Origin of the sequence: Pseudonocardia humida (assembly GCF_023898865.1) — a bacterium.
Lineage (GTDB): Bacteria > Actinomycetota > Actinomycetes > Mycobacteriales > Pseudonocardiaceae > Pseudonocardia > Pseudonocardia humida.
On the sequence record NZ_JAGSOV010000084.1, the window covers coordinates 26,573 to 53,514 of the forward strand.

At 71.7% G+C, this 26,942-nt stretch carries 24 protein-coding genes and 5 tRNA genes; 17 read left to right on the forward strand and 12 right to left on the reverse strand.

What is annotated here, in order from left to right:
• The first annotated feature begins 145 nt into the window (after positions 1-145).
• Positions 146-1,951 (forward strand): SpoIIE family protein phosphatase, encoded by a 1,806-nt coding sequence (locus KDL28_RS36405; protein WP_252446025.1) that lies wholly within the window; start codon positions 146-148, stop codon positions 1,949-1,951.
• Between the two features lie 19 nt (positions 1,952-1,970).
• Here KDL28_RS36405 and KDL28_RS36410 read toward each other — a convergent pair whose 3' ends face one another.
• The 3 genes from KDL28_RS36410 to selA all read right to left on the reverse strand — a co-directional run bounded on the left by KDL28_RS36410 (position 1,971) and on the right by selA (position 5,607).
• Positions 1,971-2,339: an ATP-binding protein gene (locus tag KDL28_RS36410; protein ID WP_252446026.1), complete on the reverse strand. Its 369-nt coding sequence runs from the start codon at positions 2,337-2,339 to the stop codon at positions 1,971-1,973.
• Positions 2,340-2,466: 127 nt separating this feature from the next.
• The gene (selB, locus tag KDL28_RS36415) at positions 2,467-4,284 is read right to left on the reverse strand and encodes a selenocysteine-specific translation elongation factor (RefSeq protein ID WP_252446027.1); all 1,818 of its coding nucleotides are present in this window, start codon (positions 4,282-4,284) and stop codon (positions 2,467-2,469) included.
• A complete protein-coding gene (selA, locus tag KDL28_RS36420; RefSeq protein WP_252446028.1) occupies positions 4,285-5,607 on the reverse strand; it encodes an L-seryl-tRNA(Sec) selenium transferase in 1,323 nt (440 codons plus the stop codon). It abuts the gene before it with no gap.
• A gap of 53 nt (positions 5,608-5,660) precedes the next feature.
• Here selA and selD point away from each other — a divergent pair, with 53 nt between their 5' ends.
• The gene (gene selD, locus KDL28_RS36425; protein WP_252446029.1) at positions 5,661-6,743 is read left to right on the forward strand and encodes a selenide, water dikinase SelD; all 1,083 of its coding nucleotides are present in this window, start codon (positions 5,661-5,663) and stop codon (positions 6,741-6,743) included.
• Here selD and KDL28_RS36430 read toward each other — a convergent pair.
• Positions 6,714-6,806, reverse strand: a tRNA-Sec gene (locus KDL28_RS36430). The genes selD and KDL28_RS36430 overlap by 30 nt on opposite strands.
• A 77-nt stretch (positions 6,807-6,883) precedes the next feature.
• On the opposite strand from KDL28_RS36430, the gene KDL28_RS36435 reads away from it, so the two are divergent.
• The 3 genes from KDL28_RS36435 (at position 6,884) to KDL28_RS36445 (ending at position 9,592) form a co-directional block, all read left to right on the forward strand.
• Positions 6,884-8,470 carry a phospholipase D family protein gene (locus KDL28_RS36435; protein WP_252446030.1) on the forward strand — a complete coding sequence of 529 codons (1,587 nt, stop codon included), beginning with the start codon at positions 6,884-6,886 and terminating at the stop codon, positions 8,468-8,470.
• 50 nt (positions 8,471-8,520) lie between these two features.
• On the forward strand, positions 8,521-8,658 hold the full coding sequence (locus tag KDL28_RS36440) for a hypothetical protein (protein ID WP_252446031.1): 138 nt from the start codon (positions 8,521-8,523) through the stop codon (positions 8,656-8,658).
• A gap of 415 nt (positions 8,659-9,073) precedes the next feature.
• Positions 9,074-9,592 carry a hypothetical protein gene (locus KDL28_RS36445; protein WP_252446032.1) on the forward strand — a complete coding sequence of 173 codons (519 nt, stop codon included), beginning with the start codon at positions 9,074-9,076 and terminating at the stop codon, positions 9,590-9,592.
• Here KDL28_RS36445 and KDL28_RS36450 read toward each other — a convergent pair.
• From KDL28_RS36450 to KDL28_RS36465, 4 genes are all read right to left on the reverse strand, one after another.
• Positions 9,571-9,645: transfer RNA gene (locus KDL28_RS36450), tRNA-Val, on the reverse strand. The genes KDL28_RS36445 and KDL28_RS36450 overlap by 22 nt on opposite strands.
• 1 nt (position 9,646) lies before the next feature.
• Positions 9,647-9,718: transfer RNA gene (locus tag KDL28_RS36455), tRNA-Cys, on the reverse strand.
• Positions 9,719-9,801: 83 nt separating this feature from the next.
• Positions 9,802-9,874, reverse strand: a tRNA-Gly gene (locus tag KDL28_RS36460).
• A 102-nt stretch (positions 9,875-9,976) separates the two neighbouring features.
• Positions 9,977-10,405 carry an SsgA family sporulation/cell division regulator gene (locus KDL28_RS36465; RefSeq protein WP_252446033.1) on the reverse strand — a complete coding sequence of 143 codons (429 nt, stop codon included), beginning with the start codon at positions 10,403-10,405 and terminating at the stop codon, positions 9,977-9,979.
• A 229-nt stretch (positions 10,406-10,634) separates the two neighbouring features.
• On the opposite strand from KDL28_RS36465, the gene KDL28_RS36470 reads away from it, so the two are divergent.
• The 4 genes from KDL28_RS36470 to KDL28_RS36485 all read left to right on the forward strand — a co-directional run bounded on the left by KDL28_RS36470 (position 10,635) and on the right by KDL28_RS36485 (position 13,388).
• Positions 10,635-11,309, forward strand: coding sequence for an RNA polymerase sigma factor (locus KDL28_RS36470; protein ID WP_252446034.1), 675 nt, complete (start codon positions 10,635-10,637; stop codon positions 11,307-11,309).
• Positions 11,306-12,250 carry an anti-sigma factor domain-containing protein gene (locus tag KDL28_RS36475; RefSeq protein WP_308216114.1) on the forward strand — a complete coding sequence of 315 codons (945 nt, stop codon included), beginning with the start codon at positions 11,306-11,308 and terminating at the stop codon, positions 12,248-12,250. Before KDL28_RS36470 ends, KDL28_RS36475 begins: the two co-directional genes overlap by 4 nt.
• A 56-nt stretch (positions 12,251-12,306) precedes the next feature.
• Positions 12,307-12,378 (forward strand) — tRNA-Val (locus KDL28_RS36480).
• Positions 12,379-12,632: 254 nt separating this feature from the next.
• Positions 12,633-13,388 (forward strand): TipAS antibiotic-recognition domain-containing protein, encoded by a 756-nt coding sequence (locus tag KDL28_RS36485; protein WP_252446035.1) that lies wholly within the window; start codon positions 12,633-12,635, stop codon positions 13,386-13,388.
• Between the two features lie 45 nt (positions 13,389-13,433).
• Here KDL28_RS36485 and KDL28_RS36490 read toward each other — a convergent pair whose 3' ends face one another.
• Both KDL28_RS36490 and KDL28_RS36495 read right to left on the reverse strand, forming a co-directional pair.
• The gene (locus tag KDL28_RS36490; RefSeq protein WP_252446036.1) at positions 13,434-14,645 is read right to left on the reverse strand and encodes a tyrosine-type recombinase/integrase; all 1,212 of its coding nucleotides are present in this window, start codon (positions 14,643-14,645) and stop codon (positions 13,434-13,436) included.
• On the reverse strand, positions 14,629-14,853 hold the full coding sequence (locus KDL28_RS36495) for a helix-turn-helix domain-containing protein (RefSeq protein WP_252446037.1): 225 nt from the start codon (positions 14,851-14,853) through the stop codon (positions 14,629-14,631). The genes KDL28_RS36490 and KDL28_RS36495 overlap by 17 nt, the downstream gene beginning before the upstream one ends.
• A 267-nt stretch (positions 14,854-15,120) precedes the next feature.
• On the opposite strand from KDL28_RS36495, the gene KDL28_RS41910 reads away from it, so the two are divergent.
• Positions 15,121-15,420 carry a DUF488 domain-containing protein gene (locus tag KDL28_RS41910; protein ID WP_252446038.1) on the forward strand — a complete coding sequence of 100 codons (300 nt, stop codon included), beginning with the start codon at positions 15,121-15,123 and terminating at the stop codon, positions 15,418-15,420.
• Between the two features lie 57 nt (positions 15,421-15,477).
• The gene (locus KDL28_RS36505; protein ID WP_252446039.1) at positions 15,478-16,734 is read left to right on the forward strand and encodes an IS256 family transposase; all 1,257 of its coding nucleotides are present in this window, start codon (positions 15,478-15,480) and stop codon (positions 16,732-16,734) included.
• A gap of 1,618 nt (positions 16,735-18,352) precedes the next feature.
• On the opposite strand, the gene KDL28_RS36510 is transcribed toward KDL28_RS36505, so the two are convergent.
• The gene (locus KDL28_RS36510) at positions 18,353-19,624 is read right to left on the reverse strand and encodes a hypothetical protein (protein WP_252446040.1); all 1,272 of its coding nucleotides are present in this window, start codon (positions 19,622-19,624) and stop codon (positions 18,353-18,355) included.
• Positions 19,625-20,272: 648 nt separating this feature from the next.
• Here KDL28_RS36510 and KDL28_RS36515 point away from each other — a divergent pair.
• The gene (locus KDL28_RS36515) at positions 20,273-20,506 is read left to right on the forward strand and encodes a hypothetical protein (protein ID WP_252446042.1); all 234 of its coding nucleotides are present in this window, start codon (positions 20,273-20,275) and stop codon (positions 20,504-20,506) included.
• Between the two features lie 191 nt (positions 20,507-20,697).
• Complete coding sequence (locus KDL28_RS36520; protein WP_252446043.1) at positions 20,698-21,807, forward strand: transposase family protein; 1,110 nt, start codon at positions 20,698-20,700, stop codon at positions 21,805-21,807.
• A 326-nt stretch (positions 21,808-22,133) separates the two neighbouring features.
• On the opposite strand, the gene KDL28_RS36525 is transcribed toward KDL28_RS36520, so the two are convergent.
• Positions 22,134-22,790, reverse strand: coding sequence for a TetR/AcrR family transcriptional regulator (locus tag KDL28_RS36525; RefSeq protein ID WP_252446045.1), 657 nt, complete (start codon positions 22,788-22,790; stop codon positions 22,134-22,136).
• 266 nt (positions 22,791-23,056) lie between these two features.
• On the opposite strand from KDL28_RS36525, the gene KDL28_RS36530 reads away from it, so the two are divergent.
• From KDL28_RS36530 to tal, 4 genes are all read left to right on the forward strand, one after another.
• Entirely contained in the window at positions 23,057-23,803 is a 747-nt protein-coding gene (locus tag KDL28_RS36530; protein ID WP_252446046.1) for a TetR/AcrR family transcriptional regulator, read from the forward strand.
• 178 nt (positions 23,804-23,981) lie between these two features.
• A complete protein-coding gene (locus tag KDL28_RS36535; protein WP_252446048.1) occupies positions 23,982-24,317 on the forward strand; it encodes a helix-turn-helix domain-containing protein in 336 nt (111 codons plus the stop codon).
• A 35-nt stretch (positions 24,318-24,352) separates the two neighbouring features.
• On the forward strand, positions 24,353-25,060 hold the full coding sequence (locus KDL28_RS36540; RefSeq protein ID WP_252446050.1) for an IS630 family transposase: 708 nt from the start codon (positions 24,353-24,355) through the stop codon (positions 25,058-25,060).
• A gap of 679 nt (positions 25,061-25,739) precedes the next feature.
• Entirely contained in the window at positions 25,740-26,861 is a 1,122-nt protein-coding gene (gene tal / locus KDL28_RS36545) for a transaldolase (RefSeq protein ID WP_252446051.1), read from the forward strand.
• Positions 26,862-26,942 lie beyond the last annotated feature (81 nt).

The window sequence follows — 26,942 nt, forward strand, 5'->3', positions numbered from 1 at the left end:
TTGCCCTCGCGGGGCGACCGGTCCCGAGGAACCGGCGACGACCCAGGGCGGTGCCGGTGGCCGCGGCGACGTACGCTCTGCCGGTTCGAGGGCCGATGCAGGGGCCGATTCGAGGCCGACTCGGGGCAGCACGGCGGGGGAAGGCATGGACGACGCCGATCGGGGTTCGGCCGGCGGCGGGTCGGACCGCGACGGGCTGTCCGATCCGATGCGGTTGCAGGCGCTGGAGCGGTCCGGGCTGGGCACCGCGCCCGACCCCGTGATGGAGGGGTTCGCGGCGCGCGTGCGGGAGCGGCTCGCGGTGCCGGGCGCGTTCGTCTCGCTCGTCCGGTCCGACCAGCAGGTGCTCCCGGGCGTGGTCGGCCTGCCCGAGCCGTGGGCGTCGCGGCGGGCGCTGCCGCTGTCGCACGCGTTCTGCCTGCACGTGGTCAGCTCGGCGCGACCGCTGGTCGTCGACGACGCCCGCGTGCACCCGCTGGTGCGCGACAACCCGGCGGTACCCGACCTCGGGATCGTCGCGTACGCGGGGATGCCGTTGCGCGACTCCGAGGGCAACGTGCTGGGCGCGCTGTGCGCGATCGACGGCACGCCGCGGGAATGGAGCGCGGGGGAGTTGGAGACCCTGAGCGATCTCGCCGTCGCCTGCTCGACGGAGCTGAGCCTGCGCCTGGCCCGCTACGACGCCGCGCTGGAGCGCTCGCTGCGCGACGATCTGGAGCAGGCCCAGCACCGCTCCTTCGTGCGCAGCCAGACGCTGCTGGCCGCCTCGCAGGCGTTCACCGACACCGCCACCGTCGACGACGTCCGCGAGCGGGCCGACCAGCTGGTCAGCACCGATCTGCAGCCCGCCTACGTCGGGCTCGCGCTCGCCGTGGACCACCCCGACGACCCGGCCGACGCGCGGGCCAACCGGGAGCTGGAAGCCGCGATCGTCGCCACCGCCGCGGTGCGGTCCGGGCGGATGCTGGTCCACCCGGACCCCGACCCCGCCGTCGCGGGCGTCGACCGGGCCACCGCCGAGCTGTTGGACGAGCTGGGCCTGGGCACGATCGTCGCGGCACCCCTGCCGGGACCGCAGGACGTGGTGGGCGCCCTGGTCCTGGGCTGGGCCGGACCCAGGGCGCTGGCGCCGTCGGACCTGCTGATGATCGGCACCGTGGCCGGCTACGCGGCCAGGGCGGTGTCGCGGGCCAGGGTGCTCGCGCACCGCACCGGGGCCGCGCACGACCTGCAGCGGGCGATGCTGACCACGCTGCCCGACGTGCCGGGACTGGTGATCGCCGCCCGCTACGTGCCGGCGGACTCCCGCGAGGACGTCGGCGGCGACTGGTACGACGCCGCGTTCGGCCCGGCCGGTCCGCCCGGCCCGGCCGGCGGCCCGGACGAGGTGCTGGCGGTCTCGGTCGGCGACGTGATCGGGCACGACCTGCGGGCGGCCGCGCTGATGGGGCAGGCCCGGTCGATGCTGCGCCAGGCGCTCTGGGACCACCCGGGCGGCTCCGCGTCGGACGTCTTCTCGGCGTTCGAGCGGGCCAACGCGGGCGTCGCCCTGGACGCGGCGGGCACCGCCGTCCTCGCGCTGCTGCGCCGCCGCGGGGCCGGGGGCTGGTCGATGAGCTGGACCAACGCCGGGCACCCGCCACCGGTGCTGCTCGACGCCGACGGGTCGACGCGGCTGCTGCCCGAGCACGGGATGCTGTTCGGCTACCCCGCGCTGGCCCGCCAACCGCGCGCGGACCACTGCATCGACCTCGAGCCCGGTTCGACGCTGTTCCTCTACACCGACGGGCTCGTCGAGCGGCGCGGCCGCGACCTCGACGCCGGCACGCAGGAGCTGCTGGAGCTCCTCGACCGCAACCGGGGGCTCGCGCCGAGCGCGCTGGTGGACGTCGTGGTCCGGACCCTCGCGACCGACTCCGACGACGTCGTCGCGCTCGCGATCGGAGTCTGACGCGCCCGTGCGGCTCGGCTCAGAGGCTGGCCCACACGGTCTTGCCGGTCGGGGTTAGGCGCACTCCCCACGTGCTGAGCGCGTCGACCAGGGCCAGCCCGCGCCCGCGCAGCTCGTGCAGCGTCGGCAGCCGCGGGGCCAGCGCCCGGGGCGGTCCGGCGTCGTCGACCTCGATCCGGGCCCGCCCCCGCGGGGCCAGCCGGATGCGCACCGCCCGCGGCGCCCTGGCGTGCTCGATGGCGTTGGTGACCAGCTCGACGCAGACCAGCTCCACGTCGACGAGGCGCTCGTCGTCCAGGCGCTCGCGCAGCCAGGAGCGCAGGGTGCGCAGGCAGGAGGCGTCGTCGATGCTCAAGTCCAGCACCGCGTCCTCAGACCGATCGGTCACCGTGATCCTTCGCGGTCGGGGCGGAACGGTCTCCCGACCACACTTCGCCAGATGCGTACCGGACCGGTGTACCCGAAGTCGGCCGCGACCACGCCTGCGCCGGTGTGACGCCCGCCGGGGCGCCGGTTCACGGCGTCCCGCCGAGGGCGGCTCGTCGGCGCAGCCGGTGGCGGCCGTCCTCGGTGCGGGCCGTGCGGCCGCGGCGCGCGAGCAGCTCCAGCAGCGGCACCGCGACCCGCCTGCTGGTGCCCAGCGCCTGGCGGGCCTCGCTGAGGGTGAACACCGGCCCCAGGCCGGCGAGCACCGCGACGGCCCGGTCCTCGGCGCCCGCGCCCAGCACCACCCCGTCCGCGACGGCGACCAGCTCGCCGGCGCGCACCAGGCTCGCCAGCTCGCGGGGGCCCAGCCCCAGCTCCGCGAGCCGGGCGGCGTCCGGGGCGGCGAACGGCGCGCGGTCGAGGTCGGCGCGCACCGCGGCGAGCGCGGCGCGCAGCTGCCCGGGCAGGTCGGGGGAGGCGTCGGTGCGCACCCGGCCGTCACCGACGACCAGCCGGCTCCTCGTCCGCGCCAGCAGGGCCTCGACCAGCGCGGGATGCGGCAGCCCCAGCGCCCGGCGGGCGGCCTCCACGGGCAGGCCCGGGTCGAGCGGATCGGCGGCGTCGTGGTCGGCGACGGCCGCGCGGAGCTGCTCGACGAGCGCGGGGGCGCGCTGCGGGTCGAGCAGCCAGCCGCCGCCGCGCACCGCGTCCGCCCCGGCGACCGCGTCGGCCGGCACGCCCATCGCCACCAGCTCCGACTCGCGCACCGCGGATCGGCGGGCGAGCTCGGCGGCCGCGTCCGGCACGGCGGACGCGCCGGCGAGCTCGCGTGCCCGTCGGGCGGCGGCACCCCGCCTGCGCAGGGCGGGCGGGCGGACGTCCAGCACCGTGAACCCGCCGAGCACGCGCCGGCGGCCGGGGTCGCGCAGCACCGCGCGGTCGCCGATGCGCATCGGGAGGGGGCGCGCGAGCCGCAGCCGCAGCACGTCGTCGCCGAGCGGGCGGACCCGGGCGGTCGTCGCGGCCGAGCCGAGGTGCAGGGTGAGCTCGGCGGGCAGCGCCGCCGCATCGGCCTGCTCGTCGCGCACGCCGTGCAGGCGGCCGTCGAGCTCGGTCACCGCCAGCCAGGCGCCCGGGGTCAGCAGCGCGTCGCCGCGGCCGACCGACTCCACCCCGACCCCGCGCAGGTTCACCGCGACCCGCGCGACCCCGTCCACCCGGGCCACCGGCTCGCCGAGGCTCTCCAGCCCGCGCACCCGCACCCGCCGCCCGGCCAGCTCCAGCTCGTCGTCGCCGGTCAGGGTGCCGGCCGGGAGGGTGCCGGTGACGATCGTGCCCGCGCCGCGCACGGTGAAGGCCCGGTCGACCCACAACCGCACCGGCGCGGCGGGATCGGGGTCGGCCAGCCCGTCCGCCAGCCGCGCCAGCGCGGCGCGCAGCTCGTCCATGCCGGCGCCGGTGGCCGCGGACACGGCCAGCGCGGGCAGCGACCCCAGGCCCGCCGCGGCCAGCCGCTCGCCGGCCTCCGCGCGCGCCGGGGCCGGGTCGGCCAGGTCGGACCGGGTGACGACGAGCAGCCCGTGCCGCACCCCGAGCGCCTGCAGGGCGTCGAGGTGCTCGGCGGACTGCGGCATCCACCCCTCGTCGGCCGCCACCACGAACACCACCGCGGGCACCGGGCCGACCCCGGCCAGCATGGTGGCGACGAACCGCTCGTGGCCGGGCACGTCGACGAAGGCCAGGCTGTCGCCACCGGGCAGCCGCGTCCAGACGAAGCCCAGATCGAGCGTCATCCCGCGGCGGCGCTCCTCGGCCCAGCGGTCGGGCTCCATCCCGGTCAGCGCCCTGACCAGGGTCGACTTGCCGTGGTCGACGTGGCCCGCGGTGGCCACCACGTGCGTGCGCACTCAGACCCCCCGGTGCGCGGCGAGCACCGCGGTGCGCAGCGCGTCGTCGTCGTCGGGGGCCAGTGCGCGCAGGTCCAGCAGGCAGCGGCCGCGTTCGACCCGCCCCAGCACCGCGGGCTCACCCGTGCGAAGCGGCGCGGCCAGCGCCTCGGGCACCGCCACCGCGGCGCTGTCGAGCACGACGTCCGGGGCGCCGCCCCCGCCCACCGCGGCCGCGGACGAGACCCCTTCCGCGGGGACGCCGTCCGCGCGCAACCGGTCGGCCAGCTGCTCTGCGCGGCGCCGCAGGACGGCGACATCGGCGTCCAGGGCGGCGCGGACCGGGGGAGTGGGCCCGCGCAGGGTCGCCTCCAGGGCGGCCAGGGTCAGCTTGTCCACCCGCATCGCCCTGGCCAGCGGGTGGCGGCGGACGCGGGCCACCAGCTCGGCGCCCGCCCCCGCCGAGCCCAGCAGCAGCCCGGCCTGCGGGCCGCCCAGCAGCTTGTCGCCCGATGCCGTGACCAGGGCCGCACCCGCCGCGAGCGTGCCGGCCGCGTCCGGCTCGTCGGGCAGCAGCGGGTGCGCGGTGAGCAGGCCCGACCCGATGTCGACCACCACCGGCGGGCCGAGCCCGGCCAGCTCGGCCACCCCCACCGCGCTGGTGAACCCGCTGACCACGAAGTTCGACGGGTGCACCTTGAGCAGGAACGCGGTGTCCTCGCCGATGGCGTCGGCGTAGTCGACCAGGTGCGTGCGGTTGGTCGTGCCCACCTCGCGCAGCCGCGCCCCGGCCGCGACGAGCAGGTCCGGGATCCGGAACCCGTCGCCGATCTCGACCAGCTCGCCCCGCGACACGACGATCTCCCGCCCGGCCGCCAGGGTCGCCGCGGTCAGCGCCAGCGCCGCGGCGCCGTTGTTGACCACGTGGCCCGCCGCGGCCCCCGGCACGGCGCCCAGCAGCGCGTCGGTCGCCGCCGCGCCGCGCCGCCCGCGCCCCCCGGTGCCCAGGTCCAGCTCCACGTCGCAGGTCCCGGCGGCGAGGTCGAGCGCGGCGCGCGCCGCCGGGGACAGCGGCGCGCGGCCGAGGTTGGTGTGCAGGACGACGCCGGTGGCGTTGAGCACCGGGCGCAGCCGGGTCGCCGCCCGCGGCAGCCCGCGCAGGGTCGCCGCCACCACGTCCCCTGGGGCGATCTCCCCCCGCCGGGCGGCCGCCTGGGCCGCCGCGACCACGCCCTTGACCAGGTCTCGTCCCAGGCGCTCGACGGCACCGGCGACGGCCGGCTCGGCCAGCACCGCGTCGGTCCGCGGGATGCTCCGGCGGGAGTCGGGAAGCACGTCGGCCATCCGCGGACTCTACGACCGGCGCCCGGGTGCCCGCGTGTGGTTGCCTTGCCCCCGTGACGACCGCCCCTCCTCGCCGCCTCACGGAGTTCAGCCACGGAGCCGGCTGCGGCTGCAAGATCGGTCCCGGTGCGCTCGCGGACGTGCTCGCGAACCTGGTCCCCGGTCCCCGCCCGGATTCGCTGCTCGTCGGCACCGAGACCGGCGACGACGCCGCCGTGTGGCGGCTCGACGCCGACCGCGCCCTCGTCGCGACCACCGACTTCTTCACGCCCGTGGTCGACGACCCCCGGCTGTGGGGCCGCATCGCCGCCACCAACGCCGCCTCCGACGTCTACGCGATGGGCGGTCGCCCGCTGTTCGCGCTCAACCTCGTCGCCTGGCCGACCGACGCGCTGCCCGCCGAGATCCTCGCCGAGGTCCTCGCCGGCGGCGCCGACGCCGGGCGCGACTGCGGGTTCGCCGTGGTCGGCGGCCACTCGATCGACGACCCGGAGCCCAAGTACGGCATGGCCGTCGTCGGCGAGGTGCACCCCGACCGGGTGCTCACCAACTCCGGGCTGCGCCCCGGCGATGCCCTCGTGCTCACCAAGCGGCTCGGCGTCGGCGTCGCCACCACGGCGGTCAAGCTCGGCACCGCGCCCCCGGAGCTCGTCGACGCGGCGGTCGCGTCGATGACGGCGGCGAACGCCGCGGCCTCCGCGGCCGCTGTCGCCGCGGGCGCGACCGGCTGCACCGACGTCACGGGGTTCGGCCTGCTCGGGCACCTCAAGAAGATGGCCGCCGCCTCCGGGGTGGACGCGCGGATCGACGTCGACGCCGTCGACCTGCTCGACGGGGTCCGCGACCTGGCCGAGGCCGGCACGGTGCCCGGCGGCAGCCGCCGCAACCGGCAGTGGGTCGCCGACGTCGTCGACGCCGGGCCGGGCGTGTCGGAGGTCGACCTGCTGCTGCTGGCCGACGCCCAGACCTCGGGCGGGCTGCTGTTCGGCGCCGACCCGGCGCGGGCGCGGGAGGCCGTGGCCGCGCTGGTCGCGCAGGGCGTCCCGGCCGCGGTGGTCGGGGAGGTCGCCGCCGGGACGGGACGGCTGCTCGTCGAGCGGGGTGGGCGGAGGCGGACGGGAATCGAACCCGCCTGACCGAGGTGCTCGGCCACGTCGGTGTTGAAGACCGCGGGGGCCACCAGGCGCCCAGACGCCTCCTCGCACCCGCCGCCAGCCTAACCGGGGCCGGGCGTCGCCATCCGACGGGCACGCCGACGCGCCGCTACGGTGCCGGGGTGCTCGAAGAGTGGTTCCTCACCGCCGATGAGCGGGGCAACCCCGCCTCGGCCCTGCCGACCTCGGTCGAGGGCAACTCCGTGCGGCCGCTGGTCCACGGCGCCGAGTACTTCGCCAGGCTGGCCGCGGAGGTCGCCGAGCTGCAGACCGGCGACCACCTGTTCTTCACCGACTGGCGCGGCGACGCCGATGAGCGCCTCGGCCCCGACGGGCCCACGGTCGGCGAGGCGTTCGCCGCGGCCGTCGGGCGCGGGGTGCTGGTCAAGGGCCTGATGTGGCGGGCGCACCGCAGCGACGTCGGCTACAGCGAGAACGCGAACCGTGGGCTCGGCGAGCTGGTGCGCGACGCGGGCGGGGAGGTCCTGCTCGACCAGCGGGTGCGCCGCGCGGGCTCGCACCACCAGAAGCTCGCGGTGCTGCGCCACCCCGGCCACCCCGAGCGCGACGTGGCCTTCGTCGGCGGCATCGACCTGTGCCACGGCAGGCGCGACGACGCCGACCACGCGGGCGACCCGCAGGCCGCGCAGCTGGCCGGCGCGTACGGCTCCACACCGCCGTGGCACGACGTCCAGCTGGAGCTGCGCGGCCCGGTGGTCGGCGCGCTGGACCTGGTGTTCCGCGAGCGGTGGACCGACCCCCGCTCGCTGGACACCGACAACCCGCTGTCCTGGCTGGAGGACCGCCTGCGGCGCGTCGACCTGAGCGCCGACCCGCTGCCCGACCGCCCGGCCGACCCGCCCGCGGTCGGCACCTGCCACGTCCAGGTGCTGCGCACCTACCCGGCGATCAGGCCGCGCACCCCCTACGCGCCGCAGGGGGAGCGCTCGGTCGCGCGGGGCTTCGCCAAGGCGCTGCGCCGCGCCCGGCGGCTGGTCTACGTCGAGGACCAGTACATGTGGTCGCCGCACATCGCCCGGCTGCTGGCCGACGCCCTCCGGGCGAACCCGCGCCTGCACATCGTGGTCGTGCTGCCCCGCCATCCCGACGTCGACGGGCGGCTGGCGCTGCCGCCCAACGAGGTCGGCCGGGTGGAGGCCATCGAGACCGTCCAGCGCGCGGCCGCGGACCGGGTCCACGTGTTCGACGTGGAGAACCGCGAAGGCACCCCGGTCTACGTGCACGCGAAGGTGGCCGTCATCGACGACGTCTGGGCGTGCGTCGGCAGCGCCAACCTCAACCGGCGGTCGTGGTCGCACGACTCGGAGCTGTCCTGCGCGGTCGTCGACGCCGAGCACGACACCCGCGAGCCCACCGACCCCGCAGGCCTCGGCGACCGGGCCCGGGTCTTCGCCAGGGACCTGCGGCTGACCCTGCTCCGCGAGCACCTCGACCGCCCCGACGACGGCGGCGACGACGCCGACCTGCTCGACCCCGACGACGTCGTGCGGGCGCTCAACGCCTCGGCCGACGGTCTCGACCGCTGGCACGACGGCGACCGGCGGGGCCCGCGGCCCCCCGGCCGGCTGCGCCCGCACCGGCCCGAGGAGCTGGGCTGGTGGACCCGGTCCTGGGCGGTGCCGCTCTACCGGACGGTCTACGACCCCGACGGCCGCCCGCTGGCGGCCCGGCTGGCCCGGCGGTGGTGAGCGCTCCCGACCGGACGGCTATGCGGTGGGGGACGGGGAAGGACGCGAGGATGCGGGGGTTGAGTCGGGAGAAGGCCTCGGCGTCGAAGCCGTCGGTCTCCGGGGTGTCGCTGCTGAGCGCGGAGTGCCCGGCCGCGTCGACCTCGACGACCAGCTGCGTGACCGTGATCCCGATCGCCTCGCTGTAGCCGATCGACCGCGTGTCCTGCCGGCAGCCGCCCTCGTCGGGCACGATCTCCGCCGACGGGTAGAAGCGACCCGATCCGGCGTTCCCGATCGAGTCCCGGGTGCACCGGTCGGGGTTACCCACGATCCACAGGGGCGTCCCGGGGCGGTGTCGCCGGTGATCCGGCCCGCCGTCCGGATGAGCGGTACGTCGGGCGAGGTGTCGACGGTGTAGCTGGCGGCCGCCAGGGACGCGCCGCCGTCCGGTCGCCCGCTGCCCTGGCCGATGGTGGCCACCGTCCCGAGGCTGGTGCACGTCCCGGTCGCGCCGCCGGGGAGTCCCAGCATCGTGACGAGGACGACCGCGCCGATGAGCGCGACGGCGGCGCCGGCCGCCGTCCACCACCGCCGCGGTGCGCTCCGGCCCTCTCGCCGCCGGTGCTCGTCGGTCTCGCCGATGGGTCGCCGCAGGGCGGCGACGAGCGCGTCGGTGTCGGCGGTGAAGGTTTCGTGGTCGATCCGCAGCGCGTTGCGACTGCTCAGCCCGGCGATGCGGGCCGGCAGGACCGCCGCGCTCGGCATGGCCGCCCCGTCGACCAGGACCGGCACGACGTGGACGCCGTCGCGCAGTGCGGTCTCGATCTCCAGCGCGACGACGTCGTCGGGACCATCGATGCGTCGTCGCCCCTCGCCGTCCCGCAGGGTGGCCCACTCTCGCCCGACGAGCGCGAGCAGGACGTCGCACCGCCGCACCGCCGCACCGCGTCGGTGACCGTGGACACGAAGTCGGCGCCGGGGCCGCCCCGCCACCGCCTGTGCGGTGATGCCCATGGCTATCGGTCGCTCATGAGTCGCTCGGTGTGGCGACCTCAGCCCGGAACGAGGAAACGGCCCGGTCGGTGGCTCCGCTGGGAGCCTGTGACCGGGCCGTTCTGTGGTGGGCGATACTGGGATTGAACCAGTGACCTCTTCCGTGTCAAGGAAGCGCTCTCCCACTGAGCTAATCACCCGAGGCGGAGACGGGAATCGAACCCGTGTACAGGGCTTTGCAGGCCCTTGCCTAAACCACTCGGCCACTCCGCCACCGAAGCCCTCGGAGCGGCCATCCGCGCCGCGAGCCTCCGCCGTGGTGACCGGGAGGTCGAACGGGACCCGAGGTTTCTCCGAGCGGACGACGGGGTTCGAACCCGCGACCTTCACCTTGGCAAGGTGACGCGCTACCAGCTGCGCTACGTCCGCGTGTGCAGCGTCTCCGCTGCGTTGATGGGAGAACTCTAGCGCAGTCGCTCGGGGCCTCCAAACCGGCCCCCCCGTCCTGCGCGTCGCGCCCCCCACCTGCGACTAGTCGCGCGCAGGGTCGTTGAGGAGGCCGGACAGGGCCAGGTCGAAGTCGAGCCAGGAGTACTCGGTGTCCGGCGGCACGGCCTCGAAGGTGCGGTGCAGGAAGTCGCCGAGGGTCTGCGCGCAGGTCGTGAAGACCGCGTGCCCCGACGGCGAGGAGAGCTCCAACTGCACGCGGCTCGGGTCGCCGGGCATCGGCTGCACCCGGACGTCGCCGGTGCCCGCCTGGGCGATCAACCCGTCGTGCAGGAGATCGCGGGCGAACACCCAGTCGACGGCGGTGCCGTTGCCCGTGCGGAAGGATGCCTGCACCGCGTAGGGGTCGCGGCTGCTGTAGGTCAGGTCGACCTTGACGGGCACCGCAGGCGCGTCGGGGGCGATCAGCTCGAACACCGCCGGTGAGCAGATGACTGTGTGCTCGTCGCGCATCGTACGTCCTCTTTCATGGGGTCCCGCTTGGTTCGTCATGCAGAGAAACGACGGCGTCGTGGTTTTGTGACGGGTAGAGATGCAAGGACCCCCCGGATGACCCCTTGATGTCACTCTCTCGGGGTAGCGTGTCGCTCTCCGTCCCGGGTGGTGACCGGACGCAGTCGGGCAGGGCTAGGGTGAACCGAACGCGGCGGAGCTGCGAAGACGAGATGTGAGGATCCCGCTGGTGGCCGAAGTCGGCGATGGTTCACCAGGCCGGCCGCAGGCGCCGGCCGCTCCCGGCGGTCGTTCGCGCACCGGCCGCGCACCGGACCCGATCGATGAGGGTCTCGTCCGGCGGGTGACGGAAGGTGACGAGACGGCCCTCGGCGAGCTGTACGACCGCTATTCGCGTCCGGCCTATTCCCTCGCCCGCCGCATCTGCGTCGACGAGGGCATCGCCGAGGACGTCGTGCAGGAGGTCTTCCTGGCCTTCTGGCGCGACCCCCGCCGCTTCGACCCCGCCCGCGGTCCGTTCGGGACGTGGCTGCTGACTCTGGTGCACCACAAGTCGGTCGACGCCGTACGCAGGGAGAGCACGATCCGCAAGCGCACAGTGCCCGCCCTCGACGACGGCGAGGACTGGTCGGCGCCCTCCGGTCCCGGCGCCGATCAGGCGGCCCTCGGGGCCGTGGAGGCCGGCCAGGTCCGCAAGGCCCTCAGCAACCTGCCGGCAGATCAGCGGGAGGCGTTAGCCCTTGCCTACTACGCCGGATACACCCAAAGAGAAGTAGCCGCGTTGACCGGTGTGCCGCTCGGCACCGTGAAGTCGCGGATGTTCACCGGCGTCAAGAGGTTGCGCAGCGTGCTCGGTCCGTTGTTCGGCGACGCCTCCTCCGACCTGTCGGGAGGTGCGCGGTGAGCCGGCCGACCGACGACGACTGCCCCATGAACGAGCAGGCGGTCGGCTTCGTGCTGCACGCCCTCGAACCCGCCGAGGAGATCCAGGTCCTGCGGCACCTGCCGGGGTGCGCCTCGTGCCGGGCCGTCGTGGGCGATGCCGAGGGGGTGTTCACCCGTATGGGTGGCGCCGTCGAGCAGGTCGACCCGCCTCCGTCGCTGCGCGCCACGTTGATGGCCCGCGCCGCCCAGACCCCGCAGGTCCAGGGCCGTCCCCGCCCGCCCCAGCCCCCGGTCCCGCCGTCCGAGCCCCTCGCCGACCCGACCCCGGACGCCGCCCCGGACGTCCCAGCCGCTGCCCCGGACGCCGAGCCGAACACCACCACTCGTCCGTCCGAGACCCCGCGCCGCCCCCGCGAGAACCCATCGACCCGCCCCGGCCCGTCCGGCCCGCCGTCGCGGCGGTCGTGGCTGTCCCGCCGGGGTCGCCGCCTCGTCGCCGCCGCGGTCGCCCTGATCGGCGTCCTGGCCATCGGCGGCCTCGCCGTCCGCACCGCCCAGCTGCAGGAGCAGCGCGACGCCGAGCTCGCCCAGTCGCGCAGCCTGTCCGGCCTGCTCGAGCAGCTCGGCCGCCCCGGCACGAAGTACGCCCTCCTCGCCGAGGAAGGCGGCGCCACCGTGGCCGCGGTGGTGGTGACCGACGGCGAGCGCCAGGTCTACCCGCTGGCCCTGCCGGCCAACGCCACCGAACGCGACATCTACGTCCTCTGGGGCCTCGGCACCTCCGGCACCCCCGAACCCCTCGGCACCTTCGACGTCCTCCCGGCCGACCCCGGCTTGCGCGCGGTGGGCACCGGGGCCGCCACCGACACCTACGCCCAGTACGCCGTCTCCATCGAACCCGGCCGCACCGCCCCCGCCACCCCCACGAAGGTCGTGGCCATCGGCGAGGTGACGGCGTGACCGGGGGGAGCGGGTGCGGGGCGGGCGGGGCCGTGTTGTAAGGTTCTCCTCGCAGCGGGCGATTAGCTCAGGGGGAGAGCGCTTCGTTCACACCGAAGAGGTCACTGGTTCGATCCCAGTATCGCCCACAGCGAACGGCCTGGTCAGAGGCTCCGCGAGGAGCTTCGGGCCAGGCCGTTTCTCTGTGTCGGGCGGGCTGCTTGACTAACTGCTTGACTACGGGCGCGATCGACGACGGTTGCCTGCGGACGTGCTTGGACGGACGCCCTCCTCGGGACTTTCGGGCCTGCCCGGCTCGAGCCGTCGAGTGGGCCTCAGCATCGTCTTGGAGCCGGGTGGAAGCGCGGCATGTGGTCCCCACCTCGCGCTCGTCGACCGCCAGATGCGGCAGCTGCGCACGCGACCGGCCGTCCTGCGCACCATCGTCAACCAGCGCACCCCGACCGAACAGGTGACCCTCATGCACACCCTCGCCTCGATGTCCGACGACGACCGCAGCCGGCTGCTCGACCGGTTCTGGGACGAGGTCACCGACGGCCTCACCGCCCACCCCGCGTTCGTCGAGCACCTGCACCAGATGCGGCCCCACCTGCCGGAGGATCCCAGCACCGAGCAGCTCCAGGCCTGGATGGAGCTGGCCGACCTGGTGCGGGACGAGCACTACCGCCGGTCGGTCCGGGAGTTCTTCCACCACGCCTTCTCCTCCTCTAGGGCCGTGGAGGCCACCTCCCCGGCGCAGTTCGAACGCCTCGAGGAACACCGGCTGATCGAGGAGGAGGCCGCGCAGGCGCGGCAGGCCGGGCTGTCCCCGGACGGCCCACGGGCGCGGGAGATCGCCGAACGCCTGGTGGCGTCGATCGCGGGACTGGCCGCCGGAACCTCGGGGGTGCCTGTCGACGAGCAGGACCTCGCCGAGGTGCGGAACTCGTTGGCCGCGCCCGACCACACCACCACGTCCACCGAGGAGGCCGAGCGCGCCGTCCCCGGCTTCACCGACCCGCTCGATCGCTACGTCTCGCTGATGGCCACCATCGACGGGACGCCGCAACCAGACCCTGAGCAGACCCGGGCGAACGAGCAGTGGGTCGCCGCCGCACTCCAGGCGTCCGGCCCGCAGCAGGAGCCCGCCGTTCCCTGACGGCCGTTCCCCCGCGACGTCGTAGCGGGTGGCCGTAGCCCAGACTCAGCCGAGCTGTGGGCCCTGTTCTAGGGGCTTGGGACGCGGCGTCGCGGTGCGGTGTTCGCCGAAGACGCGGTCCATGACGGTGGCGCCTTCGTCGATGACCGGGCGCAGCTGCTTGCGGTAGACGGTCTCGGTGACCGTGGAGCCGCCAGCGTGGCCGACGAGGCGGGCGATCTGCTCGACGGGTACGCCCTCGTCGGAGAGCAGGGAGACGAAGCTGTGCCGCAGCTCCCGCGGGGTCCATTCCTTGCCGGTGAGCCCGGCTGCGGTGGCGATGCGGCGGAAGCCGCGGCGGACGTTGGCCGAGTCCAGTGCGGTGCCGACCGAGGTGGTGAACACGAGGTCGTGGTCGACCCAGCGCTCACCGGCTCGCTGGCGGGCCGTGGCCTGGCGGTCTCGGTGTTCCCGGAGGGCGTCGACGCAGCGTCGGGGGAGGGCGAGGGTGCGTCGGGAGGTGCGGGTCTTGGTGTCGCCGCCGGCGCGGACCGAGCGCCAGACCATCATGTGGGGCAGGACCGGCGGGTCGGTGTGCGGGGAGCCGATCAGGTCGACGTGGCTCCAGGTCAGGGCGCGTAGTTCCTCGGTGCGGGCGCCGGTGAGCAGGGACAGCAGGACGTAGGCGCCCATCGTCGAACCGCTGGAGTGCTCGACCAGGGCCTGGGCCTGCTGCAGGTTCAGCGCCTTGGAGGGGCGGCCCGTCTGACCGGTCGGGGTCTCGCAGAGCAGCACGACGTTGTGCTTGACCTTGCCGCGTGCTTGGGCTCGGGTGATGGACCGGCTCAGGATGGACTTGATCTCCTGCAGCGTCCGGGTGCTCAGGTTGCGGGCCTTCTCGGCGAGCCAGGTGTCGACGTCCTCGGCGGAGAGCTCGGGGAGCTTGCGGCCGCCGAGCGCGGGAATCACGTGGTGCTTGGCCAGGCTGCGGCGGGCGGCGACGGTGCTGGGATCGCGGGCGCTCAGCCCGTGGTCGAGCCAGTCGGTCACCGCGTTGGCGACGGTGTAGCTGCGGGGTGCGGTGGAGGCTTGGCCGTCTTCGTGGTCGCGGACAAGCTCGCGGAGTTTCGTGCGGGCTTCGGTCTTGGTGCGGCCACTGGTGGTCTTGACGATGCGCTTGCCGGAGGGGCGGAAGCCGACGGTGAGGCTGGCGATCCAGCGTTGGCGCTTCTCGTCCCAGTGCAGGCCGCCGTCGCCGCGGCTACGCCGTGCCGGCATCGTCGGTGGCCTCGCGGACGAGCAGGGCGACGTAGTCGGTGATCGCCTCAGCGGGGATCAGCCGCGTGCGGCCCTGCGTCACCGACCTGAGTCGTCCGGAGCGGATCTGCTCGTAGATCACCGTCCGGCTCAACGACAACAGCTGCATCGCTTCCGGAACGCGGTACAGCTGGCAACCATGCGTCGCCGAGGGCAGCGGCCCGCTCATCGCCGGCACCCGGTGTGCTGCAGGCTGCCGGACGGGCTGCCTGGGCCTGTTGGCGTCCGTGGCATGCCGCGTCGCCGGCCTCGCCTCGTCCGATCGAGCAGCATCGCTACCTCCCACCAGCGCTCGGAGTGCCGAGCGTCGCGAGAGGGGTGGACGGATCAGTGGTTGCCGGTTGTCGCGGGTGTGGTCGGCGCCGTGGTCGGACCGTGGTCGACGGCAGCGGCGGTTGGAGATGTCGTGGCTTGGGAGGGCGGGCATGATGCCCGGGTGCTTGATGAGCGTTCCCCCGCACTGTTGACCGTCGGCTACGAGGGCCGGTCGGTCGACGATGTCGTCGCTGGACTCGTGGCTCAAGAGGTGTCGCTGCTGATCGATGTGCGGCTGACCCCGTTGTCGCGCAAGCGCGGCCTGTCCAAGCGCGGCCTGACCGAGCACCTGGCGGCAGCCGGCATCGAGTATCTGCACCTGCGAGCGTTGGGCAACCCTGTCGACAACCGTGACGGGCTTCCAGTGGCGTCCATCAAGGTGGTGTGCGACCAGCCCGCTGACGGGCAGGGCCTCGTGTAGGGCGGCCATCGCGTGATCTTCTGGAGACCTTCCACAGTGCTTCAGGAGTTCCACGCGATGACCGCACCGTCCAGTATCGACCCTGCCCAGTTCCTGCACGAGCACCTGCCCAACGCCTCACCGGACCTGCTGCGCAGCCTGCTGACCACCTTCATCAACACGCTGATGTCCGCCGAGGCCGACGCCGTCTGCGGCGCCGCCTATGGCCAGTCCAGCCCCGAGCGCACCAACGTGCGCAACGGCTATCGACATCGGGAGTTCGACACCCGCGCCGGCACCTTGGACGTCGCGATCCCCAAGCTGCGCTCCGGCAGCTACTTCCCCGACTGGCTCCTCGAACGCCGTCGCCGGGCGGAGCGGGCGCTGACCACGGTGGTCGCGACCTGCTACCTGCTCGGGGTCTCGACCCGGCGGATGGAGAAGCTGGTCGAGACCTTGGGTATCACCCGGTTGTCCAAGTCGCAAGTCAGCGTGATGGCCGCTGAACTCGACGAGGCCGTCGAGGCGTTCCGCACCCGCCCCCTCGACCAAGGCCCGTACACGTTCCTGGCCGCCGACGCCCTGGTGCTCAAGGTCCGCGAGGGCGGGCGGGTGGTCAACGTTCACGCCCTGGTCGCCACCGCCGTCAACGGCGACGGGCACCGCGAGATCCTCGGCCTGCACGTCACCAGCAGCGAGGACGGTGCGGGCTGGCTCGGGTTCTTCCGCGACCTCACCGCCCGCGGCCTAACCGGAGTCCGCCTGGTCACCTCCGACGCTCACCGCGGCCTGGTCGACGCCATCGGGGCGACGCTGCCCGGCGCGGGCTGGCAGCGCTGCCGCACCCACTACGCGGCGAACCTGATGGCCGCCACCCCGAAGTCCAGCTGGCCGTGGGTGCGAGCCCTGTTGCACTCGGTCTACGACCAACCCGACGCCGCCTCGGTGCACGCCCAGTTCGACCGGATCCTCGACGCCCTGACCGACAAGCTCCCACGAGTGGCCGCGCACCTCGACCAGGCCCGCGCCGACGTCCTGGCGTTCACCGGGTTCCCGCGCGAGGTGTGGCGTCAGATCTGGTCGAACAACCCCCAAGAGCGCTTGAACCGGGAGATCCGCCGCCGCACCGACGTGGTCGGGATCTTCCCCGACCGCACCGCGCTGATCCGCCTGGTCGGCGCGGTGCTGGCCGAGCAACACGACGAATGGACCGAAGGCCGGCGCTACCTCGGCCTCGACGTCCTCGCCCGAGCACGCCCGACCACCATCCCCGACACCACGACCAACAGCACCGAGGAGGTGCCTACCAGCGACATCCCGGCGCTCAGCGCCTGACAACAACCAGAAGATCACGCGGCGACCGCGAAACACCACGCCCCGGGACTTGACCTGCGCACAGTGTCCGGGTGGCGTTCACGACATCCTGATGCGCGCGGATCTTCGCGTCGGTGACCGTGGCGAAGTCGATAACGTTCTGTTGTACGGCCGGGGGTGGGACCACGAGCGGGAGTGCGCCCACCGTGCGCCGGTTGAGCGTCGGTAGTACCCGCGCCGGGTGGGCTGGGACAGCCAGTCCTGCACCGCGGGGTGGGTGAGGTAGCAAGTCAGGTAGTCCGGTGAGAGGTCGGTTCCACGCCGATGCGGAAGCAGGAGCCGCCCAGCAGCCCCTTCACCGAGACCGCGGTCTGCAGCCGGGCGAAGCGGCTCTGTGGGGGGCGAGTTCCCCGTACGGCCGCTGCTGGTGCTTGACCGGGAGGCTCCAGTTCCGTTGGCCGAACGGCGGGTTGAGAAGCGCGATGTCGAACCGCTCGGCCTCGGCGTAGGCCTACCCAGGGGCCGCCGGCAGGGCGGCGTCTAGCTCCACCTATATGTCGTGCATCGCGATCCGGGCTCGGGATCGAACATGTGCACCATCAGCGCGGCCAACTCGGCGGGCATGAGGTACTCGTCTGGGCTCATGTGCCGGTGCCGGGCTATCTGTCGAGCATGTGGTTGAACGCAAGCGGTGTGCCCATCTGATCGGGGGAGAGGATGTGGACGAGGTTCCGTAGTCGGTATTGCCACCGGCGGTGCCCGGGATGCTCAGCAGGTCCGCGGTGGCCCCTGCCGCGTTGTCGGGTCGTCGCTGCTGTGTCCGCAGGACAGTCTCGTGGATCGTCTCGGTGGAGGCCCTCGTCATCGCGGCCCAGCCGTCGGATCGGTGCGGCCCAGGCACAGCAGGGACAGGACGACGGATTCGAACTGCGCCGGATCCTCGCTGCTCCGCTGCAACCTGTCCAGCGGTGCCACAGCAGCCAAACACGGCCGCAACTTCTTCGACACCCTCGTCCACCTCGCCGAGGGCTGACCCTGGATGCCGCATCTCCATGACCTGACCAGTTCCGCGTGGGTAGGTTCGCCCAATGCGGTGAATTGGCAGGTGAGCAGCACGCACCGCTAGGCAGAAGACAGTTGTGCATAGGCATGCTGGCTGTTCTTCCGCTGATGGGCTCCATCGTCGGTTGGTCGTGCTAGCCCTGTGCATCGCGGCTCCGGTGCCCACGCCGGTGCAGCGTTCGGAACTGTCGAACCCACCGCGCATCGCCACGCACCTAGCGGGTACAGTCCAGCGGTGCTGGCCCACACGCCAGTCGCAGTACTAGGGGAGCTTGGGCCATCCGCCCGATGACCTCGACTCGCTCGGTCGAGCATCCCCCGGCCGAGCTGGAGCGGGACGATGCCCTCCGCGGGCAGCGGAAGATCTGAGTAATACCGCCTCGGGCAGGTGGGAAATCGCCACAGTCCATTGACTTCGGAAGGGGTTCGCATGATTCGCACCGGAAACGACGGAAACTTTCACGGCGGGAACGACGGCAACTAGAGGTCGATCCAGTCAGACGGAGGCCGCACGGCGACATCACGGTGTCGACGCGCGGCCTCCGCAGTTCTAGTCTGCGACACGCCGCCGCCCACTTTACCCGTCGGCCCACCTGAACGCGATGCCATAGCTCTCACGGGGTTGGCAGGCGCCCTCTATGAAGGTGTGTTGCAGGTCGACGCCGGAGAGAGCTAGGTAGTGCTCGTCTCCCGGTGGTGGTGATTCATACCGCTCCCGCTCGGTCAGTTCGGCGTACCACCACACAGACACCGGACGCTCGTGTTCATCAAATCTGATCCGGATAGTCAGGCCGCTGATCGGAAGTTTCCCTTGATGAGCCAAATAGCCTCGCGCAATCCCATGGTGGTCAACGTGAACGTTAATCCAGTCCCGGTCCTCGGATACTTCGTCCTCGAAGATCGCCTCCGAGGCGAAATGAGCCCGCTCGCCGTACTCCAGTGGTCGCGGAAAGAGTAGCCGCGTCGACGGTGGCTCATGAGGGTGGGATGCAGGCACCGGTTCGGCCACGCAGCCCCACAGTGCCCTGATCGGAACGTATGACTGACGGGAGGACACGTTGTCCGTCGAGACGAAGGTGAATCCGCGGGCCATGTAGTGGGAGACGCCGCTAGCTCGCGCCGTGATCAGTCGCTCAGTGATGCGGCGGTGCACGACCCGGCCCCGCATGAAGACAGTCGTCACGAAGAGATCCACAAAAAGCGGCTGCGCGCCTCGTGACGGTGGACGGAAGGTGTCCGCCTCCCGTTGCGCCTCGCCCTCGACATCTTCTTCCGTGCGGAGTCCATCCTCGCGGTGTCGTTCGGTTATCAGGCGCGCGTCGGCTACCGCCCTGTACCGATCCCAGTCTGATGGATCGTTGAACTCGTGGAGTCGTTGGTCGACGTATGTCGCGAGGCGTTGCACGCCGCGCTTCCAAGCCATCTCCATCGGCTGCGTTGACGTCGGCTCGCGGAACACTTCCCGTAGCGCCTTGAGCTGCTTGAACCGCTCGTGCAACGATGACCCCCACGGCTCAAAGACGGCATCGTCCGGCAATCGAAATGCCGCGATGAGCGCGTATCTGCGCCTGGACAGTGGGGTGGGGCTGACATCCGGGTCGTCGATGCCCTCGACGATGAGGCGCCAGATCGCCTGCGCGCGATCCTCCGGGCTCCATCCGCTGACGCCGGCGGTGGCAGCGGTCAATGGCTGCAAGTTCAGTCCGCTCTCGCTGTTCGGTCGGCGGATGGCGTGCGCGACCAGCTGGACCGGCTCACCGTACTTGCGGGTGCCGAGGTAGCGGAGGGCGGCTTCAATCGCGGGACTGCCGGACGCTGGCTCCGGTGATGCTCGGTCCACCTCGATCAACTCCGGAGATCGCTCGCACTTGACGACGGACGACGATAGTACACGACGCGGCAACGATGTGTCGGTGGCGGGACGATGGCGCATCACGGATAGGTGCTGTCGGATCATTGGACAGAATTCGGTGTGTGCGTGTTCACATCGGTCTACCCTGGGTGGCGTCCGCTCGGGACACGGATGCCGATGGAGGGTCCGAGTTCGGGTCATATCCAGCACGGGAGATCGAATGAGCGACTATGAAGCAGGTCAGGCAGCCGGACTGGTTCACTTCGTCTCGTCAACTCTGCCAGGACTAGACGCCGCCTGTTCGGATGGCCGCATCAACCTCGCATCCTGGTTGCGTCACGTGCGACGAGCGCTCGAAAGGGCGCCCAGAAGCAATGGTACAGGATATGAACCTACAGAATGCAGATTATTGCTTCCCTTGCATTGCTATATCCTCGCCTCCGCAGAGCAGCACGCCCAATCGCGCGGTCTCGCTCCGGGCTGGGCCGTCAAGGTGTTTCCCGAGCTCGGCGATGAGTCGGGGAGTGCGGCGGGCCAGCGTATTGCGCCGACATCGACTGCGGAAACGCGCCGGCGCAACGTTTTGCGGCCCACGCGAAGGGAAATGTCCGACACTGAGTTGCTGAGCATCGAGGCTCAAGGAACATGACGATGTGGACGACAATCGCACCTATCGCCCCGGTCCTGCTGGCCGTGGGATATCCCGTTTACACACTCATTATGGCGGCTGTTCTCGCGCTATGTGGCGTTCCGCGCCAGGACATTGCCAAATGGGCGCTGAAGCAGGCTGACCGACAGCGGTTGAGCGAACTGATACGCACCGCTCGCGGTGTGCCAGATGCCGAGTCCAACCAGCAAGATCCGGAGCTGTATCACTGAGCCTTGTCAAACCTGGCTGGCGCGGGTTGTCTGGCAAGGCGGAGCAAGTGAGCCCTTCGTCCCAGGGGTCGGCAAAGGCGCAGTGACTGGGCGCAGCTGCGACGACGCGCGGCCGGAGATGGGGGTGCGGGCACAGTCGTGGTGGTGATCACGGCGGTTCTTGCGCCAGCCCTGGTTACCGGAAGAGAGCCGTGCCCGCACCCACGTCTTTGCCGATCGATGCTGTCGCCGATCAGGTGGACGGGGTCGAACTACCCGATCCGGTCGTGCTCGCCCCGAGCCTGCACGCCGTGCTGGCCCGGGTAGCCGATCCGCGCAAGCGCCGTGGTGTGCACCGGCTGGTCGTGGTGACCGCCACCGCGGTGTGCGCGGTCGCAGCGGGAGCACAATCGTTCCTCGCGGTCGCCGAGTGGGTCGCTGACCTGCGAGTCGACGTCGCCGCCGCGCTCGCGGTGGCTTGGACCACCCCGACGTCGCTGGCCCGGCTCGCGCTCACCGACGCCGAACGCGCCGGCGACTACACCCGCATCCAGCCCGCGGGACTGCTGCAGGCCCCTGCATTCGCGCCGTTCCTGCGCGGCATCGAACCCTACGGCGGTCTCGTCGCCGCGGTCCGCGAGGTGGTGGCGGACCCGGCCGCGGTGCTGGAGTTCAGCTACGACTGGCGCCTGCCCGTCACCCACAACGCCGCCCTGCTGCACACCGCGGCCGCCGAACACCTCGCTGCGTGGCAGACCCACCCCCGCTACGAGGACCTGCTGCGCGCCCTACCCGATACCCGACCGGCCCGGCTGGTGCTCATCGCGCACTCGATGGGTGGGCTGCTGATCCGCGCGCTGGCTCCCGGTCTGGACATCCGCGCCACCATCACCCTGGGCACCCCCTTCGACGGAGCGGCGAAGGCCGCGTTGATCCTCAACAGCGGGCGCGGCGCCCCGGTCCCGCTGCCCCGCACCACCCTGCGCGACCTCGCCGCGACCCTGCCCGGCCTGCACGAACTCCTCCCGACCTACCGCTGCCTCGACGACCTCGACCACCGCAACGGCGACTGCCACGACGGGGAGCCGCGGCGGCTCACCCCGAGCGATGTCGCCGCGCTGGGGGGACCGGAACCTGGCCGCCGCGGCGGCGGACATGCACACCGCCACGGCCGACAACTCGCTGCCCGGGCACTACGCCATGATCGGCACGAAGCAGCCCACCCCGGCCACGCTGACCCTGCGCGACGGCGTCGTCGACGCCCACCCCCCACACCTTCCGGGTCCGCGGCGGCGTGTTCGACCGCGACGCCCACGGCGTGATCGTGCGCTACCTCGAACACGGCGACGGCACCGTCCCCCTCAAGGGATCCGGGTACGGGGCGGCGGTCGGAGACCCGATCACTGCTCCGCCGTGTCAACGTCCGCCGGAACCGGCCCCCTGGCGACGCGCGGTCGGGTACCGACTCCTTGGGGAGTCGCCGTTCATGGTGACCGCAGGGACGCGGCTGGTCCCACCAGGTCGGTGTCATGGGACTTGCCGAAGGGGTCCTTCTCGTGCTCGAACCCGCGTGCCGGCGGTCACGCGACGGCACTGCAGCACTGGACCGCTATGTGCGGCTGGTGGAGCGGCCCCTGGAGTTGGATCATCAACTTGCCGCCTCGGGTGCACGTTTCTCCTGTACCGCGAGCGCTTCCAGGTTGCGGATTGCAAGGTCGAGCGCCAGCGCCATCGGCTGCGCGCTTCGTGCAGCCTGTGAGAGAAGGTAGCCGCCCTGATAGGCCGCCATGATGCCGGTGGCGAGTTCGGCGGGGTCGGTGCTCGGGTCGACTTGGCCGCGCTCCTGCATCCGGCGGATGCCCGCGGCGAGGTACGACTCCCAATGCTGGAACGTAGCGTTGATCAGAATGCGAGCCGGTTCGGACCGGTCTGTCAGCTCACTGGCCAGCGAGCCGATCTCGCAGCCGTGTGCTGCGTGGCGCTCGTCGATGAAGCGAACGATCGCATCGCGCCAACGCCGCAGACCCTGCAGTGAGCTGAGTTGCTCGAGATGCGGTTCCTGTCGCTCCATCACACGCGCGGCTTGCATTTTGATCACCGCGGTGACCAGGGCGTCCTTGTCTTCGAAGTAGTGGTAGAGCTGTGACTTGCTGGTCCCGGACGCCTCAACCACCTGATCCATGGTCGTGCCGGCGACGCCGTTGGCGTGCATGAGATCAGCGGCAGCTCGGACGATGCGGTCGCGCGTCAGGGCGCCGCGGGCGGTCAGGCGCCGCGCGGAAGGCTCGGCTCCGGCACTCGTCACGGGCGCGATCCTAGCCTGAGGACGTGATGCTGAACGTCTGAACTGGACATTGCGGACTACTTAGTCTAGCCGGTTTGGTGTGCGACGCAATGCCTGATGCGGCTGTGGAGTGCGGTGATCTACAGCCCTCTTGCAGGGAAGGCGCGCTCCTGTGGTGCCGGGGAAGGCATCCGGTGGGGCAGCGCGAGCCCGCCCTTCGCTCGCCATCGGCCAGCAGAACGACAGGCAGAATGGACCAGCTGGTCCGTGTTCGCTAGCATCTGCGCGTGTCGGCAGAGGAACTCGCGGAGCAAGCCTCGGAGCGGACCGGTTGGGACGCGGCGACGCGGGACCGGATCGTGCGCAGCGCCGCCGAGCTCGTCCTCCGGCTCGGCGTCGCGGGGGCGAGCATCGAACGGGTCCGAGCGGCGTCGGGGGTCAGCCGCTCGCAGGTGTGTCGCTACTTCCCGACGAAGGAAGCGTTGATCGACGCCGTCGTGGACTTCCAGATCGCGGCGGTGCTCGCCCGGCAGTGCTCGTGGCTCAGGGGCCTGAAGTCTGTGGTCGATCTCCAAGAATGGGCGGACGACGTGGTCGAGTCGAACCGCGCGCGGAATGGTGCGCGTGGGTGCCCGCTCGGGTCCCTGGTGAGTCAGTTGGCAGAGCAGTCCGGCTCCATGCGGGCCAAGCTCGATGATGCATTCCAAACCTGGCAGTCGTACTTGGCGGCGGGACTCGGCCGGATGCGGGATCGTGGAGAGCTCAACGCCGAGGCCGACGTCGCGGAGCTGGCCACTGGGATCGTGGCTGCCCTTCAGGGCGGGTTGATCCTGGCTCAGGCCGCTCGGAGCGAGAAGCCGCTGCGGGCGGCCCTCGACCTCGCCGTCGGCAGGGTCGCCCTCGCCACCCATTCGGCACCACTTGCGGCCCCAGCTCGCGTTCATGGAGCTCCGGAGGCTGGAACCGACGCGAGTACCGGTCCGCAATCCGGCTCAGCACCGCCCACGCGCCCGTGCCCGGAAAAGCCCGAATGACGAGCTGCTCGCCCCTCGGAGTCGACCGGATGAGCAGGTGAACGGAGCACCCGCGCTTGCGGCATACGCGACTCGTGGCTCGACACGCTGAGCCCACCAGGTAATTGATCTCGCTGGGCGAGCCCGCGAGGCTTCCCACACGCCGAGTGCGGGGGTGCAGGTGGCACGTAGACCGAGCGTGTTCGTCCGGCCGTTGTCGATGGACGAAGGCCGCAAGCTCGCGCGGATCACCCGGACCGCGAAGAACCCGGTGCGGCTGCGCCGGGCGATCGTGGTGTTGATGTCCGGCCAGGGACAGTCGGTCCGGGCCATCACCTCGTTGCTGCAGGTCAGCGAGGACTACGTGCGCGATGTCATCCACGCGTTCAACGAGCGGGGGTTCGACGCGCTGGACCCAAAACCGAGCGGGGGACGCCGCCGCAAGATCGGTGAGCAGGTCCGCACCTGGATCTGCCGCATCGCTCGGACGTCCCCCACCGATTGGGGCCTGCACGGCTTCTCCACCTGGCGCTGACCAAGCTCCGCGACCACCTCCTCACCGAGGGCATCGTGGCTGCCATCAGTCGGGAGACCCTGCGCCGGATCCTGCGCGAGGGCGGTGTGTCCTGGCAGACCACCACGACCTGGAAGGCCTCCACCGACCCGGACTTCGTCCCGAAGATGCGCCGGGTCCTGGACCTCTACGACCACCCACCCACCGACGGCCGCGTGGTCTGCGTCGACGAGTTCGGCCCGCTCAACCTGCTCCCGCGCACCGGGAAGGCCTGGCGGCTCGTCCGTCGCCCGCGCCGGTTGCGGGCGACCTACACCCGCGCCGGCGGGGTCATGCACATGCTCGCCGCGCTGGACCTGACCACCGGCCGGCTGTTCTACCGGATCCGCCCACGCAAGCGCGCGACCGAGTTCCTCGACCTGCTCAAGACCCTCCGCCGCCGGTGGCCTGAGGAGAAGCTCTACGTGGTCTGCGACAACTTCTCCCCGCACCACCACGCCAACGTCCGCGCCTGGTGTGAGGCCAACGCCGTCGAGTTGGTGTTCCTGCCGACCTACGGCTCGTGGTTGAACTGGATCGAGAGCGAGTTCGCCGCGCTGCGCTACTTCGCCCTCAACGGCACCGACCACCGCAGCCACGCCGAGCAGAACGCCGCGATCGCCGGCTACGTCCGCTGGCACAACACCCACGCCGAGCCGAAGGTCAACTTCGCGGTCGGCTCACCGATCCGGTCCTGGACCGATAACCCGGTCATGGCTGCGTGACGAGCCACTCGACGCCACGGGCAACGAACGACTCCGCGACCTGGCTGCGGCCGGGGGCGCCGGCTTCGGCTACACCGCCAGTTGGAGCTGGATCGCGATCTGACTGCTGCGGCTGCGCGTCGCCCAGCTCAACGAGCGGCCATGCTGCCCGGTGTCCATCATTCGACGCCCAGGGCTCCGGAACTCGCCCGATCCGAGATGTCGCACCCTCGCCGTGGTGCTAGACGGTCCAACTCAGGTGCGCTCCGGCGTTGATGGGCAGTGCAGACGGTGGAGTAGACGTTCGAACGCAGCATCGTCGGCTCGTGACGGTACGTCCGAGTCCCTGTCGCTGTCGTTGCGGGGAGCACTAGGTCCTCGATCGATTCCTGCAGGTAGAGCCTTGCCGCCGATCATCGGGATGGCTCGTGCGACGGCCGAGCTACGCGCGGATCGACGTGGTCTGCGCCACTTAGTGCGCCTCCTGTGCGCCGCTTGCTAGGCACCCTAGCCTGGAACGGCTAGTCTAGTTTTGACGCCAGGCTTCCTGTGCGGACCTGATCTCGCCCGGCTCGTTCGGCGGATCGCGCGGGGTGGTGCGCTCGGGGCGCGCCGGGCCCGGCTGAACGGCAGGGCCGAGCTCGGCGCGCCCAGAGGCGCAGGACAGGTGGTCACGGAGCGTGTCGAGAGAGGAATCCACGTGGCAGAGGACCGACTGGCTGCACTCACCGCGGCGGGTGTCTCGATCTGGCTCGATGACCTGTCTCGTGGTCGCCTGGTCGGCGGCGATCTACGGCGACTCATCGACGACAAGCACGTCGTCGGAGTCACCAGCAATCCGACCACCTTCGCGGCTGCGCTCGCGCATGGCGAGGCCTACACGCCACAGATCCGCGAGCTCGCGCGGCGCGGAGCGACGGTCGAAGAGGCTGTTCGAAAGCTCATGGTCGTGCACGTTCAGGAGGCATGCGATCTGTTCCGCGGTGTCTGGGAGGCGACCGACGGCGTGGACGGACGGGTGTCACTCGAGGTCAACCCCGAGCTCGCCGGCAGCTGTGAAGCAACCGTCGTCGAAGCCGTGAGTCTCATGCGAGCGGTAGGCCGCCCCAACCTCTACGTGAAGATCCCTGCGACGGCGGCGGGCCTGCCGGCCATCACAGAAGCCCTCGCGCTCGGTGTGGACATCAAGGTCACGCTCATCTTCTCGGCGGATCGGTACCGCGAGGTCATGGCGGCGTACCTTGCAGGCCTCGAGCGGGCACTCGATGTCGGCGTGCTCCTGTCGGAGGTCCACTCGGTCGCGAGCGTCTTCGTCTCGCGCGTCGATGCGGAGGTGGACAAGCGCCTCGAAGAGATCGGATCGGATGAAGCGCTCGCTCTGCGGGGCATGGCGGGTATCGCAAACTCGAGACTTGCCTATCAAGCGTTCCAGGAGACGTTTGCCGGTACGCGCTGGGAGCGCCTCGCGGCAAGGGGTGCTCGTGTGCAGCGGCCGCTGTGGGCCTCGACGGGTGTGAAGAATCCGGCTTACCCGGACACGAAATATGTCACCGAGCTCGCTGTGACCGGAACCGTGAACACGATGCCAGAGGCAACGCTGGACGCCTTCACCGATCACGGTTCTCTGCGCAGAGCAGACAACAGTGGCGCCTTTGTCGACCGTGCCGGCGAGGATCGGGAGACGATCGACGCGATAGTCGCCGCAGGGGTCGATCTCGCAGAAGTTTTCATGGTCCTGGAACGTGACGGCATTGATCGGTTCGCCCGCTCCTGGGCGGAGCTGCACGAGACCGTCAGGCGGTCGATGAACGTGGCCGGGTAGAAGCTGCGGTGGCCGGGCACGAGTCGGTGTCCGAAGCCGAAGCGAGATCGGTCCCGACGAGTACAAGTGTGAAGTACGAAT